This is a genomic window from Haladaptatus sp. CMAA 1909, assembly GCF_043952005.1.
Lineage (GTDB): Archaea > Halobacteriota > Halobacteria > Halobacteriales > Haladaptataceae > Haladaptatus.
In genome coordinates this window covers 2483965-2496997 of record NZ_JBIOAV010000001.1, presented here as the reverse complement: position 1 = coordinate 2496997, position 13033 = coordinate 2483965, and the positions used below count along the sequence as shown (strand labels likewise).

The following is a 13033-nucleotide window of genomic DNA, read 5'->3' as shown; positions in this document are numbered from 1 at the left end:
ACGAACGTATTGGTTTCGTGATCGAACCCTCCAAGGAGAACGGTCTCGTTCGTCGTGATCCACGGTTCGGCTTGCTCTCGATAAAACGAGAACCTCACATGAGCGGCGGTCTACCCCTCCGGAACGGCGTTTGACCGTTCGATACTCGAACCCGATGTCAGTTCGTCTGCCCGAGAATCTTCGCTTCGGCCTTACGGAGGTGTTCGAGAAACGTGGTCTTCGAGACGCCAATCCGGGCGGCGAGCGCGCTGGCGGAGGTTTCTCGGGGCCAGGTGTAGTATCCCTCCCGTTGGGCGAACTCGAATATCTCCCGCTGTCGCTCGGACAGTTGCGCAGATGGCGTCGCCTGTACGGTACTCGTGTGTGCGGACTTCATTCCCTCGACGGTGATGTCGGCGTCCATCTGGCGGCGAACTTCGTCGAGGCGAGAGTGAATCTCCGAGCGCGGAGCGTCCACGTTAACGGTCCAGTACTCGTAACCGTCGTGGACGCGTATCTTCTCCTCGGGGACGAACCCCCGAGATATCAGGGCGTCGTGGATGCTGTATCGAGGTTCGTACTCGACGAGCAGTTCTTCGGTGGCGTTGCCGGCGGTGGTGGTCCGGAACTTCGACCCGAAATACTCGTTGATGACTTTGACCTCCAGAGTCAGACTCGACTCGCGGATGTTCTCGACGAGTTCGTCGATAGCGTCGGTCGTATCCCCGTATGCCGTCATCCTCGCTTCCAGCACCCCGTCGTGTTCGTAGACGCCGTGGCCGATGAGACCGGCATCGGCGTTCTCCGTGACCAGAAGCGTCCAGCACTTGGGGTGCCAGATACGGAGGGAGATCTGGGAAGTCCGGAACGTCTCCCCCGTACTTTGATTGACATTCTCACTCATGTCACGTCGTTTCGAATCACCACTATTGATTGTTTCGATAGGGTGAATTTTCCACTCCAACCGGCCCTAAACTGTCGCTCTATCGCGTTACGGGTAGCGCAGAATCCGGCGAAGACGATGTCGCTGGGCGACGGGTTCACCGTCCCGGTTTTGCCCATATTTCTCGCTCCGGGCACCGAGATATACGTACACCCGTCCATAGGAGGCCGTCACTACTTGCGGACCCTTTCGCAGGAGACACCATGGAAACGCTCGCGAAACCAAGGCGTTCCGAAATCGAATCGTTTGTCGCTGACTGGCTGAGCGACGAGCGTATCCCCGGTGCGGCGATTTCAGTGGTCGACCCGAAGGGAACGCTCTACGCCGAAGGGTTCGGCGCTCGGAACCTCGAACGGAACGTGCCCGCGACACCCGATACCCTGTTCGGTATCGGCTCCTGTACGAAGTCCTTCACCGCCATGGCCATCATGCAACTCGTCGAGGCCGGCGAACTGTCCGTCGAGGACCCCGTCTCCGAGTACATCCCTCACCTCGACGACGTGCCGGGTGAACCGATTACGATCCGTGAACTACTCACCCACACCTCGGGGATGCCAAGCGACGGATCCGCCGCCCCGCTTATCACCCGGTCGCTCGGAATCGGTCACGTCGAGATCCCCCTCTCCAGCAAGGACGATTTCCGGCGTCACGTACAGGCGTCGGCCGACCGGCGGGTGACCGACCGCGAGACGTTCTTCTACTACAACTCCGGGTACACGATGCTCGGCGAGATAGTAGAGGCAGTGACGGGGGACACCTACGCGGAGTACGTGAACGAACGGATTCTCGCCCCGCTCGGGATGGACCGTTCGACGTTCGACCGCGAGGAGTTCGAGGGCGAAGAGGATCGGATGACGCCGTACATCAAGCCGGAAGGGAGCTCGACCCCGTCCGACTTCCCGTTCGACCCATTGCTTCACGCGCCGGGCGGAATGGTCAGTTCCGTTCGGGAGATGAGCGAGTACGTGCGAATGTACCTGAACGGCGGCACCCTCGACGGTGCGTCGGTGCTCCCCGAGTCGCGTATCGACGAGATGACGACACCCGAGGGGGAATTCGCCACCTACCTCGATGACAGCAAACTTCGGTACGGCTACGGCATGATGACCGAGTCGTTCCTCGACGACACGCTCGTCGGTCACGGCGGCTCGATATCCGTATCGAACTTCTGGTTCGGCTACCTCGAAGACGCGGAAGTCGGCCTCGCCATCGGTTGTACCACCACCCCCGAAGCCCACCCGTTGCTGGTCGGACCGGCGCTTCTCTCCATCCTGCGGGGGACCGACCCCACCGAGTCGGTCCCGTACTATCGGTTGACCGACGCGCTCGATTCGGTCTGTGGCTCCTACGAGACGTACCGCGACATCGGTACCGCGAGCGTCGAGCGCAACGACGGCATGCTCAAGTTCTCACAACAATCGAGCGTGGGCGGGGTGGAGCTCTACCTCAAGCCCGAGACGATAGAGGAGGACCTGCTGGTATGTTCGAGCGTCGCTGCGCCGGGGATGCGCCATCCCGTTCGGTTCGAACTCGACGGCGACGACGTGACCTGCTTCTTCGATCGAAACCGACTCGTCAAAGAGTGAGACAAGAGATTTTTTGGCGGAGCGTGGAAAGCCGGGTGGGAAAGTTCCCCTCGATTCTGCGGCAGAAATCGCCCGCCTCAGCCGACGGAGCGGCCGATCGATGTGGAGTTTTCGGAGAACGGCTACCCGCGTCGGTGACGCCATCGGGTGTTCAGAAACAGAGACGAGGTCGAAATCGGTGCAGCGCTTTGCTCGCCGGGATAACGACCCTCGTTCACCGCTATCCCAGTCGATCTACCGCTCTTTTCTCGTCCGGCCCGTTCTCGACGCTATCGTAGAGATGGCAGGCGGTGTGGCGTGCTCCGTCAGTCGCCCCGCGCTCCCGTTCCACGAGTTCCGGATTGACCTCCTCGCACTCCGGCATCGCCATCGGACATCGGGTTCGAAAGCGACAGCCGGACGGAGGATCGATGGGTGAAGGGATTTCACCCTGAATGCCGCCTTCCCGATCGAGTTCGCCCGGTTCGGGGAGCGTGATGGAGTCGAAGAGTGCCTGCGTGTACGGGTGGTACGGGTCGTCGAACAGCTCCGCCGTGAGCGCGTTCTCTACGATCTCCCCGAGGTACATTACCGATACCTCGTCACAGACCCGGCGGACGACGTTCAGGTCGTGAGTGATAAACAGCAGCGTCAGATCGTACTCGGATTTCAGATCGTCGATGAGTTCGAGAATCTTGGACTGCACGCTCACGTCCAGCGCCGAGACCGGTTCGTCGAGGACGATGAACTCGGGTTTCACCGAGAGCGCCCGCGCGATCGCGATGCGTTGCTGTTGTCCGCCGGAAAATTCGTGCGGATAGCGGTCGGTGTGTTCCGGCTGCAGGCCGACGTCTTCGAGGCACCGTTCGGCCAGTGACGCTGCATCCGCGCTGGAGGCGACGTCGTGGAACCATATCGCCTTACGGAGAATCTTCCCGACGGTGTGTTTGGGGTTGAGGCTGTTCCGTGGGTTCTGAAACACGATCTGCATTTTGCTGCGGTAGGGTCTGAGTTCACGGTCACTCAGTCCGGTTATCTCGGTCCCATCGAATCGAACAGTGCCGGCCGTCGGATCGTGGATGCGCAACAGGAGGTTGCCGAGCGTGCTCTTGCCACACCCGGATTCGCCGACGAGCCCCATGGTTTGGCCGCTCTCGATGTCGAGATCCACGCCATCGACGGCGTGAACCACGTCGTCGGAGAAGAACCGCGCGGCCACCCCCGACCCCGTCGAGAACCGCTTTTCGAGACCACGTGCTTCGATGAGGCTCATTCCGCTTCCTCCTCCACGAGATAGCAGGCGACCTCTCGTTCGCCGACGTCGTACCGAGGCGGGTGGACGTCTCGACAGCGATCATGAACCTTCGGACACCGATCCGCGAACTGACAGCCGTCGGGGCTGTCGAGCGGGCTCGGAATCTCTCCCTCCATCACGAACAGGTCCTCGTCGGGCCTATCGTATCTGGGAATCGAGTTCAGTAGCGCCTGCGTATAGGGGTTTTTCGGTGACGACAGCACCGTCTCCGTGGGTCCCACCTCCATGATCTTCCCGGCGTACATCACGGCCACTCGATCACAGAGTTTCGCGACGACCGAGAGGTCGTGGGTGATCCAGAGCACCGCCGTGTTCCGTTCCTCGACCATATCCTTGAACAGTGCCAGGATCTGACGCTCGATACTCACGTCCAACCCCGTCGTCGGTTCATCCGCAAGCACGAGGTTCGGGTCACAGAGGAGCGCCATCCCGATCATCGCTCGCTGAAGCATGCCGCCGGAGAACTCGTGCGGATAGTCGGTGTACCGATCCTCGGGGGAAGGGATACCGACGGCGTCGAGCATCTCGATGACCGCTTCCCGACACGCGACGTCGTGGTCGAGGCCGAGTATCCGTCTGAACGGATGGACCGGCCCACTTCGGTGGCTCCGGAGTACGTCGTGGAGTTGCCGCCCGATCGTCTGTGTCGGGTTGAACGCCTCCTCCGGGCTTTGGAATATCATGGACATCTCTTTGCCACGGAGTTCCGCGAGTTCCGATTCCGTGAGCGAGAGCACGTCTCGACCGTCGTACTCCACCGAGCCGTCGGCGATGCGGCCGGGTCGTTCGACGAGGTTCATTATCGAGTCCGCGGTAACGCTCTTGCCGCTCCCGCTCTCGCCAACGAGACCGACGATTTCTCCGGGGTCGATGGAGAGGTCGATGCCGTCGACGGCTCGAACCGTGCCGCCGGTAGTGTCAAAGTACGTGTGCAAGTCGTCGATATGGAGAATACTCATGGTTACAGTCTCCGTTCCCCGCTGTCACCCTGGGGATCGAGGGCATCTCGAATACTGTCGCCGAGGAGGTTGAATCCGAGAACGGTCGTCATGATGGCAAGCCCCGGGAACAGCGAATACCACCATGCGGAATCGATGTACTCCTGACTCGTCGAGAGCATGATGCCCCACGTCGGCGTCGGCGGCGTGACTCCCAGTCCGAGGAAGGAGAGCCCCGCCTCAGCGATGATCGCGACCGCCAGCGAGAACGTCGCTTGCACGATGATCGGCGTGACACAGTTCGGCAGAATCTCGTCCCGTAAGACGTTTCTGGTCGGATATCCCATCACCTCCGCTGCGGTGACGTACTCCTCGGACTTGACCGAGAGAGCCTTACTCCGGGTGATTCTAGCGAACAGCGGAATGAAGGCGATGCCGAGCGCGAGGATGATGCTGGAGAAGCCACGCCCCAGCGATGCCAACAGGGCGATAGCGAGCAGAATGGCGGGGAACGCCAGCAGCACGTCGACCGCACGCATCCCCACGTTGTCGACGAGGCCACCGTAATAGGCGGTGACGAGTCCCACCGTCACGCCGACGACTCCTGCGAACGTCACTGCGCCGATCCCGACGACGATACTCGTCCGAGTGCCGTAGATGACGCGTGCGAGGATGTCTCGGCCCTGCTCGTCGGTTCCGAACGGGTGGGCGAGACTGGGCGAGACGAGTCGGTTCTCGGGGTGGAGCACGTACGGATCGTGGAGCAACGTCTTGATGAGTAGGCCGTTGAGCACGAACTCGTCGACGATGGAGAACATCGCGAGCAGAACGCATCCGACGACTATGAGCGCACCGAGGGCCATAGCGGGATCGGACATAGTCCGCCGGTACAACCGCAACCGGACGGTCGTTCCGGTGCTCATCGGTCACCTCCTTCGATATCGATGCGGGGATCGAAGCGGACGTACACCAAGTCGACGAGCAGATTAGCCGCGACGAACGTCACCGCAACCAACATCGTGATGCCCTGAATGACCGGGAAATCCTTGCTGAAGATGGCCCCGACCGTCATCCGGCCGATACCGGGGATGCTGAACACCTGCTCGACGATGACCGCGCCGCCGAGCAGCGATCCCAACTGGAGACCGAGGACGGTTATCGTCGGCAGGATGGCGTTCTTTAGCGCGTAGACGTAGGTCACCTCCCGCGTGTCGATTCCGTACGCTTTCGCCGTCCGGACGTACCCCTCCTGCAGTTCGTCGAGCATACCGCCGCGCAGGAGACGGGTTAGGATCGCCGCCTGTGCGGTACCGAGGGCGATAGCGGGCAACAACGTCGACGTGATTCCCTCGATCGGGTCCTCGGTTATCAGCGTCATCCCGAAGATCGGAAACGCCCGCATCGGAACCGCTATCACCAAGATGAGCACCAAGCCGAGCCAGAAGTTGGGCGTACTGATGCCCAGCAGCGCGCCAACCCGACTCGCGTGGTCGGCGAACTTCCCTTTCCTGACCGCGCCGGTGATGCCGAGCGGAAACGAGACGATAACGGCGATGAGAAGCGCCGAGATCGATAGCTGAGCGGTATACGGGAGCCGCTGGAGGATCATCGAGGTAACGCCCCGATGAGTCTTGAGTGACCGGCCGAAGTCGCCGCGAACCGCGCCCGTGACGAAATCGAGGTACTGGGCGTAGATCGGCTGATTGAGCCCCATCTGTTGTCGGAGCCTCTCCACGGTCTCGGGGGTGGCGCGTTGACCCAAGGCGAACCGTGCGGGATCGCCGGGCGTGAGGTGCATGATACCGAAGGTGACGATGGAGGCTCCGACGAGGACCGGAATCGCCCAGAGTATCCGGCTCACCAGATATCGTAGCAGTCTACTCATCTTTCACGTAGATATCCGACCACATGTGGCCGGTCGAACCCTCCAGGTAGTGGTACCCCCCTAACTTCGAACTGAGGGCGATCTCGATCGACGGCGACATGATGGGTATCGTCCCGCAGAGCTCCATCACTCGCAGTTGCATCTTCTCGTAGATGTTCGCACGCTCGGCGTCGTCGAGTGTGCTCGCTGCCTCGTTGAGGTACTGGTCGGTCTTGTCGTCTTTGAAGAACTGGACGTTCGAAGCGCCGGCGTACGGCGACGCCAGCATGAACTGCATCACGTCGGGGGTGCCCCAACCCAATCCGGTGTTCAGGAGATTGGTCTCCCCCTGGGCCATCTGTACCGATGCTTGATTGGACTGGGTAGTCGTGAGGTCGACGTCGAACCCCACCTCACCCAGCATCGCCACGATCTCCTCGGAACTCTGGAGCAACGGCTGCGGCGCGTTCCCCGTCACCATGCTGAGTTTGAGCCGCTTCCCATCCTTCGCGCGGGAGTCACCGTCCTGCTCCCAGCCCGCGTCTTCGAGGAGTTGGCGCGATTTGTCCGGATCGTACTCGTAGCCGATCTCTTCGAGCACGGTCTCGCCCGCCCACGGTCCCTGACCGACGGGCATCGGGGAGTAGTTGACTTCCCCGGCCCCTTTGTAGATGTCATCGACGATCCGCTCCCTATCGATCGCGTGGGCGATGGCCTGACGGACCCTTCGGTCGTCCGTCGGGGGGAGTCCGTTGTGCGGAGCCAAGTATCGAATTGACGTTCCGGAAAACGAGTGAAACGCCGCCTCGTCGGACTCCTGCAGTTTCGCCCGGTCCTTCGTCGGGGCCGGAAGCACCACGTCCACGTCCCCTGTCAGGAGCCCCTGCGTGCGGGGCGTCGTGGAGGGGATGACTTGGAAGACGATCCGCTTGGGGCGCGGCGGGTCATCGGCCTCCACGACGTCGAGCACCGGCGTCTCGTAGTCGTCGTTTCGGGCCAGAGTGAGGTGTTCGTCTTTTACCCATTCCTCGAGTCGGTATGGGCCGGTACCGACCGGATTCTGCGCGAACTCCTCTTTGGACGCCCCGGCGAGGTCCTCGGGGAGGATGCCGAAGTACGAAGAGTAGGCGGTGTGGATGTCGAAGAAGGCGTACGGCTTCTCAAACTGAAAGGTCACCCGTCGGTCGTCGACCTTCTCGACATTCTGGAGCGAGCCGACGGCCCACGGGATCAGCGATTGGTCACGTAACCGCTCGAAGGTGAACACGACGTCGTCGACCGTGAACTCGTCGCCGTTGTGGTACGTTATCCCGCTATCGACGTTGAACTCGATAGTCCATTCGGTGCCGTCGTCGCTGATCTCGTATCCCTTTCCGAGCGACTCCCGGATGTTCCGGTCGCCGTCCATCTGCACCATGCTGTCGTAGAGCAGCGCCATCACGTAACTCGCGCCGTTGTCGGTAGTTTGGTGCGGGTCGAGCAAATCGGGTCCCGAGGGAAGCGCGATAACCAGTTCCTCCGGGACAGTTACACCGCCGGCCACCGCCCCACCATCGGTGCCGTTCCCCCCGTTGCCGGAACAGCCGGCGAGCGATGTGCCGAGGAGCATCGTGCCGCCGACTTTGAGCATGTCGATGAACTCCCTGCGGTCCAGCGCAGTGCCCTTCAGGTCCGTTGGGGCCTCTGCGACCGTAATTTCGTCATTTGGATCCATGTGTGGTTTTCACAAACCATCGGAGGATAATCCCACCACCCCACATGGGAGGGTCGATACAGCGGCGGTTACCTGCTGGTTGGAGTGAAGCCACGAGCCCCCGCGTTCGTCCGTTCACGACCAACTGGAAAACCGCTCCGTCACTCCGTGTCCGCCAGCAGCTCCGTGTCGTACTGCGGCGCGAGTGCTTCGATTTTCTCCAGCTGTGCTCGCTCATCCTCCTCGCTTTGATTGGCGACCGTCGTTGGCCCGTCAACCGGGACGCCGACGGCGCGGAAGAACTCGTCCTGACCGGCCGGTTCACAGGTGCACAGCATCTGCGTCGGCCGATCCGTCACATTCGTGAACTGGTGTGGTGCATTCGCCGGAACGTGAATCGTCCGACCCGCCTTCGCGGTGATAGATTCACCGCGGAACGTTACTTCGATTTCGCCTTCGAGGACCACGAACGTTTCTTCGAAATCGTGGCGATGTGGACCGGGTCCGCCACCCGGCGGAACGTGCATGTAGATGAGACACATCTTGTCGGCGGTGTCTTCGCCCGACAGGAGGACCGTGTACGTATCGCCAACGAGGGACAGGTGCGGGGCGTCTGGATCGTTCGGATCCACAAGGGTGGCATCGCGGTTGGAGTCGTCGACAGGAAGCGTGGTTGAATGTTCTGACATTGTCATTTTCTCTCTGGATTTTTATCACTCGGCTCGGATCCTCACTCACCGCTTGATTCGAGCCCGTTACACTTGCTGAGACGACGCGACCGACGGTAACCGTGACCGTGAACATGTATAGCATCGCTGCCGTACGGGGGAGCATCGGGAGAGACAAATGCCCAGAGCACAGTTTACATTCGAAGTTCGCGGGGAACTTGGCGCGCTCTCGACAGCCCACCCAGAGACTGAGTTTCGAATCGTGTCTAACTTCCCAACGGAAAACGGACTGATCGTGATCCTCGACATCGGAGCACCGAAGCGTTCGATCACACAGGCGCTCGACGAGGAGGAGCTACTGCCCCAATACGAAGTCCTGCACGCTGACGATCAGCGAACGGTCATCCAGTACGAAATATCGTACGTTCCCGCGCCACACCGCGCAATCCTGGAGTCGGGGAACCTCATTCAGTTCCCGCTCCCGATCCGAGAGGGATGGGCCATCGCCGATCTGACGACCTCACGGGAGCGCTTGTCCCGACTCGGAGACGCGTTCGACGCCACTGGAGTCGCGTACGAACTCGCCGCCGTCCGGCAATCGAGCGACGAGACCGCACTGCTGACCGATCGCCAGCTGGAGTTTATCGTCGAGGCGGTCGAGCGCGGGTACTACGAGAGTCCGCGCCAGTGTACGCTCACGGAACTCGCCGAATCGTTCGGCGTGAGCAAGGGCGCTGCGAGCGGGATCCTCCACCGCGCCGAACGACGGATCATCAAGCGATTCCTCGGTAAGCCGCCGATCTGAGTCCCGTGGCTCCGGGCGATACCGCACGAACCGGGACGCCCTGCCATCATCATTGTACAGTTCCGGAGGAGAAACTGATGTGTGTCTTGATTACATCCTACGTCAGTTAGAAAATTGGCTGATAAGAGCGTACGGTAATACCTCAATCGACCAGGGCAGTTGGTGTGGTCCAGACGGTCATGTCAGGACCGACTCCAACTACCCCGCCATGTCGGATTGGCGTCCACATTGCAGGGGTATGAGCAGGTTCGCTCGCTAGTAAAAAATGATCAGTCGCTCCGTTCCCGACTGCCCACGACCTCTCTTGATCCCCATGATTGATCGTCGGCGCATGGACAAAGAGCGACTTTCCACCCTGGTGTCCAATGAGAGTATCACCATCTGTGAGGACGAACGTTAGATATGTTTCATCAGATGGACCGTTGGTATCATCGTGCATACCACCAGCCAGTTCAGCCACTCGCTCCACAACGGAGCGGATACTTTTCCAGAGCGATTGTGGATCGACTTGCCCTGATTCTGTATCGAGGATACCTGCATCAGCCATCGCGGTCAGGAGTCGGAAAAACAGCACCTCGCTATCCGTGGTACCCACGATATGGGGACGCAGGGACGGTGCTATTTCGTCCAGCAGCGTCGGTCGCAAGTCGTCGAACCCGGCGATATTGCCGTTGTGCGCGAACACCCACCGACCGTATTGGAAGGGATGAGTATTTGCGACGGTGTGGTCACCATGTGTCGCACGACGGACGTGGGCGACGACACAACTCGACTCGATCTGATTCGACAGAGCCGAATATACAGGGCTCTCAGCAGCCATCTCTGGACTCTTGACGATCTGCGGAACGCCCTGAACGTAGTGTGCGACACCCCATCCGTGTGGATTGATCTCGCTCAACCGTTGAAGCGACCGGTCGGCGTCCGTCAACGATTCCTGCACCGGACAGCTAACGGTGCTCCGCAACGCGAACATTCGACACATTGGGGTTATTGGTCCTCTTGAGGATCGTAAGCCGGCTCTTCGTCACTTCGTTCAGCGACCAAGACGCCCACTTGGTCATGCACACGTTCGACAGCCGTGACCACGAATCCGACATCAGTGAGTACGTCCACGAGCATCCCGACGGTAGCCCCATCGACTCCGTGGCCGAATAGCGGTTCGTCAGGGTCGGGTGAGCCGAAGAACATCGCGTCCCCGAGGACGAATCGACGCGGACCGAGGTCGGCGATGACCTCGATAGCCTCGCGCTTTTTCTCGTCGGGGAGGTGGTGCAGGGCGAAGTTCGAGACCACGATGTCGACGCGAGCACCACGAGCGTCGGCTTGGGGCGTCTCCGACGACCCGGTATCTACGTCGCCGTCGTAGTGCGGGTCGCGGAACTCGCCGTAGCCGAACTCCACGTTCTCGAAACCGTTGTCGGCGGCCTTCGACCGGGCCTGCTCTATCATCCCGTCGCTGATGTCGCGACCGACGACATGGCCGGCGTCCTCGGCCAACGCGAGCGCGATCAGGCCCGTCCCCGTTCCGAGGTCGAGAACGACGTCGTCGGGGCCAGGGTTGGCGTGCTCGACGACGAGCGAGGCGCACGCGTTGTAGATCGGCTTCTCGTCGCTGTCGTGTTTGTCGTCATACTGATCCGCGACCTCCGAAAAGCGATCGGCGAGCTCCTCTAAGGACATTTCCATAGTTACCACCCCCCTCCGAAGTCTTCCATGGAGAGTTCCCCATTCACGGTTGCCCCGACTGCGTACCCATCCGCGGCGGCGGATGCTATGGAGGGAGGGCCTCCGCTAGAGGCGTCGCCAGCAACGAACAGGCCCTCGACCGATGTCAACCCGATTCCACGCTGGGAGCGCGTTGCATCGACGAGCCCAGCCTCATCCACTTCGAGACCGAGCTGTTCTGGGATCTCGCTGTGTTGCTCCATCGGCGGCGGGTAGAACAGAGCGTGGCGAGCGACCTCGCGGCCATCCGCGAGGGAAATGCTTTCGAGAGCACTATTCGAGCCGTTGAGTGCGGTAATCGGTTCGTCCTCGATTCCGATTCCGTGCTTGACGAACAGCGACCGCGATTCTTCGTCGAAGACGTCATGCCCATCAGTGAACACGACGAGGTCGTCACTCAGGTTGTAGATGAGCTTCGCGTAGTGGACCATGTGTTCGTCCGTGACCATCACGCCGAGGGGTTCATCACGAACTTCGTAGCCGTGGCAGTAGGGACAGTGATGCACGCCACTCCCCCAGAATTCCTCGAAGCCGTCGGTATCTGGAAGGTTGTCACTGACACCTGTCGCTAGTACGACTTTCCGGCTTGTGACGGTCTCGCCGGAATCCAGGGTACTGGTGAAGCTGTTGTTGTCCCTGCTGACATCCGTTACTTTCGTGTCCCGAAACTCGCCGCCGTATTTCACGACTTCCTCCTGACCGAGCCGACGGAGCTCCTCCGGCGGGATACCGTCCCTCGTCAGGTATCCGTGGGCTTCAGCTGCTGGACCATTGCGCGGTTCGCCGTTATCACAGACCAAGACACTGCGGAGCGAGCGCCCTAACTGGAGGGCTGCACTCAAACCAGCAGGCCCGCCCCCGATGATGAGAACGTCGTATTCCGAATCGCCGCTGTCAGTTGTTTGCACATCTTATGCAATGAGGCAGTGTGTGATAAGGATGTCGCTGACGAGGGAGAGCCTATTAATTCTTGTATATTGGAGTTATCTGGCCTCAATGGCTCGTATTCTTCATTATAGCTGTTCTGTCCTCTCCGCTCAATTTCTTCATGTCGATTCCGAACTCGCGTTTGATTGCATAAGAGTGCAAACCTTATGTGGCGGCAGCACTAATGGTCGATAACAATGCCAGAAGCCGTACAAAAGCAACTTGGGGATGAACGGGAGTGTGAAGGTCTTCTAGACTGTATGTTCGGACTGAGTGAGCTAGACAGAGCCGTATTTAGATTGTTAGCAGAGTCTTCTGAGCCGCTTACCGTGGACTACGTTGCGAAGTTCATCGGTAAAGAGCGGACGACTGCGTACCGTTCAGTCAAACGACTCGAAGAGGCAGGAGTTGTCGTGCAAGAACAGGAAAGTTGTCCGAAGGGAGGCTATCACCACGTGTATAGGGTCTCTGACCCTGACGAGATAGCGAATGAGCTCCAACGAATGCTCAACCAGTGGTACGCTGAGACTGGCCAACTCATTCAGGAATTCCGAGATACATATGTCAAGGACCGTCCTTCTGAATAGATCGATACCTTTCCCCTCGTGACG

Annotated in this window: 13 protein-coding genes; 3 read left to right on the top strand and 10 right to left on the bottom strand. The window is 60.2% G+C overall.

The features are described 5' to 3' along the window. Positions 1–157 precede the first annotated feature (157 nt). Positions 158–883 (bottom strand): helix-turn-helix domain-containing protein, encoded by a 726-nt coding sequence (locus ACGYLY_RS13615; RefSeq protein WP_395281063.1) that lies wholly within the window; start codon positions 881–883, stop codon positions 158–160. Between the two features lie 242 nt (positions 884–1125). Between ACGYLY_RS13615 and ACGYLY_RS13610 the strand changes: the two genes are divergently transcribed. Then, a complete protein-coding gene (locus tag ACGYLY_RS13610; RefSeq protein WP_395281064.1) occupies positions 1126–2508 on the top strand; it encodes a serine hydrolase in 1383 nt (460 codons plus the stop codon). 220 nt (positions 2509–2728) lie between these two features. On the opposite strand, the gene ACGYLY_RS13605 is transcribed toward ACGYLY_RS13610, so the two are convergent. The 6 genes from ACGYLY_RS13605 to ACGYLY_RS13580 form a co-directional block, all read right to left on the bottom strand. Further along, a complete protein-coding gene (locus tag ACGYLY_RS13605) occupies positions 2729–3760 on the bottom strand; it encodes an ABC transporter ATP-binding protein (RefSeq protein ID WP_395281065.1) in 1032 nt (343 codons plus the stop codon). Further along, a complete protein-coding gene (locus ACGYLY_RS13600; RefSeq protein WP_395281066.1) occupies positions 3757–4761 on the bottom strand; it encodes an ABC transporter ATP-binding protein in 1005 nt (334 codons plus the stop codon). The genes ACGYLY_RS13605 and ACGYLY_RS13600 overlap by 4 nt, the downstream gene beginning before the upstream one ends. A 2-nt stretch (positions 4762–4763) precedes the next feature. Further along, positions 4764–5618, bottom strand: a complete 855-nt coding sequence (locus tag ACGYLY_RS13595; RefSeq protein ID WP_395291153.1) for an ABC transporter permease — start codon at positions 5616–5618, stop codon at positions 4764–4766. A 41-nt stretch (positions 5619–5659) separates the two neighbouring features. Beyond that, positions 5660–6625 carry an ABC transporter permease gene (locus tag ACGYLY_RS13590; protein ID WP_395281068.1) on the bottom strand — a complete coding sequence of 322 codons (966 nt, stop codon included), beginning with the start codon at positions 6623–6625 and terminating at the stop codon, positions 5660–5662. Continuing rightward, on the bottom strand, positions 6618–8318 hold the full coding sequence (locus tag ACGYLY_RS13585) for an ABC transporter substrate-binding protein (protein ID WP_395281069.1): 1701 nt from the start codon (positions 8316–8318) through the stop codon (positions 6618–6620). Before ACGYLY_RS13585 ends, ACGYLY_RS13590 begins: the two co-directional genes overlap by 8 nt. A 140-nt stretch (positions 8319–8458) precedes the next feature. After that, positions 8459–8986 (bottom strand): cupin domain-containing protein, encoded by a 528-nt coding sequence (locus ACGYLY_RS13580; RefSeq protein ID WP_395281071.1) that lies wholly within the window; start codon positions 8984–8986, stop codon positions 8459–8461. A 241-nt stretch (positions 8987–9227) separates the two neighbouring features. Here ACGYLY_RS13580 and ACGYLY_RS13575 point away from each other — a divergent pair, with 241 nt between their 5' ends. Next, entirely contained in the window at positions 9228–9770 is a 543-nt protein-coding gene (locus ACGYLY_RS13575) for a helix-turn-helix domain-containing protein (protein ID WP_395291152.1), read from the top strand. A 142-nt stretch (positions 9771–9912) separates the two neighbouring features. Here the strand turns inward: ACGYLY_RS13575 and ACGYLY_RS13570 are convergent, their stop codons facing one another. From ACGYLY_RS13570 to ACGYLY_RS13560, 3 genes are read right to left on the bottom strand one after another with little or no spacing between them, the layout of a single operon-like run. Then, positions 9913–10743 (bottom strand): class II glutamine amidotransferase, encoded by an 831-nt coding sequence (locus tag ACGYLY_RS13570; protein WP_395291151.1) that lies wholly within the window; start codon positions 10741–10743, stop codon positions 9913–9915. Positions 10744–10757: 14 nt separating this feature from the next. Next, positions 10758–11456, bottom strand: a complete 699-nt coding sequence (locus ACGYLY_RS13565; protein ID WP_395281075.1) for a class I SAM-dependent methyltransferase — start codon at positions 11454–11456, stop codon at positions 10758–10760. Positions 11457–11458: 2 nt separating this feature from the next. Continuing rightward, positions 11459–12403 carry an NAD(P)/FAD-dependent oxidoreductase gene (locus tag ACGYLY_RS13560; protein ID WP_395281076.1) on the bottom strand — a complete coding sequence of 315 codons (945 nt, stop codon included), beginning with the start codon at positions 12401–12403 and terminating at the stop codon, positions 11459–11461. Positions 12404–12619: 216 nt separating this feature from the next. On the opposite strand from ACGYLY_RS13560, the gene ACGYLY_RS13555 reads away from it, so the two are divergent. Beyond that, entirely contained in the window at positions 12620–13009 is a 390-nt protein-coding gene (locus ACGYLY_RS13555) for a helix-turn-helix domain-containing protein (protein ID WP_231186801.1), read from the top strand. Positions 13010–13033: the final 24 nt, after the last annotated feature.

Excerpts from the sequence above, each read along its gene's own strand:
- ACGYLY_RS13585 (WP_395281069.1), bottom strand. The coding sequence starts at position 8,318 with ATGGATCCAAATGACGAAATTACGGTCGCAGAGGCCCCAACGGACCTG.
- ACGYLY_RS13600 (WP_395281066.1), bottom strand. The coding sequence starts at position 4,761 with ATGAGTATTCTCCATATCGACGACTTGCACACGTACTTTGACACTACC.
- ACGYLY_RS13580 (WP_395281071.1), bottom strand. The coding sequence starts at position 8,986 with ATGTCAGAACATTCAACCACGCTTCCTGTCGACGACTCCAACCGCGAT.
- ACGYLY_RS13570 (WP_395291151.1), bottom strand. The coding sequence starts at position 10,743 with ATGTTCGCGTTGCGGAGCACCGTTAGCTGTCCGGTGCAGGAATCGTTG.
- ACGYLY_RS13605 (WP_395281065.1), bottom strand. The coding sequence starts at position 3,760 with ATGAGCCTCATCGAAGCACGTGGTCTCGAAAAGCGGTTCTCGACGGGG.
- ACGYLY_RS13610 (WP_395281064.1), top strand. The coding sequence starts at position 1,126 with ATGGAAACGCTCGCGAAACCAAGGCGTTCCGAAATCGAATCGTTTGTC.
- ACGYLY_RS13555 (WP_231186801.1), top strand. The coding sequence starts at position 12,620 with ATGCCAGAAGCCGTACAAAAGCAACTTGGGGATGAACGGGAGTGTGAA.
- ACGYLY_RS13595 (WP_395291153.1), bottom strand. The coding sequence starts at position 5,618 with ATGTCCGATCCCGCTATGGCCCTCGGTGCGCTCATAGTCGTCGGATGC.
- ACGYLY_RS13565 (WP_395281075.1), bottom strand. The coding sequence starts at position 11,456 with ATGGAAATGTCCTTAGAGGAGCTCGCCGATCGCTTTTCGGAGGTCGCG.
- ACGYLY_RS13590 (WP_395281068.1), bottom strand. The coding sequence starts at position 6,625 with ATGAGTAGACTGCTACGATATCTGGTGAGCCGGATACTCTGGGCGATT.
- ACGYLY_RS13615 (WP_395281063.1), bottom strand. The coding sequence starts at position 883 with ATGAGTGAGAATGTCAATCAAAGTACGGGGGAGACGTTCCGGACTTCC.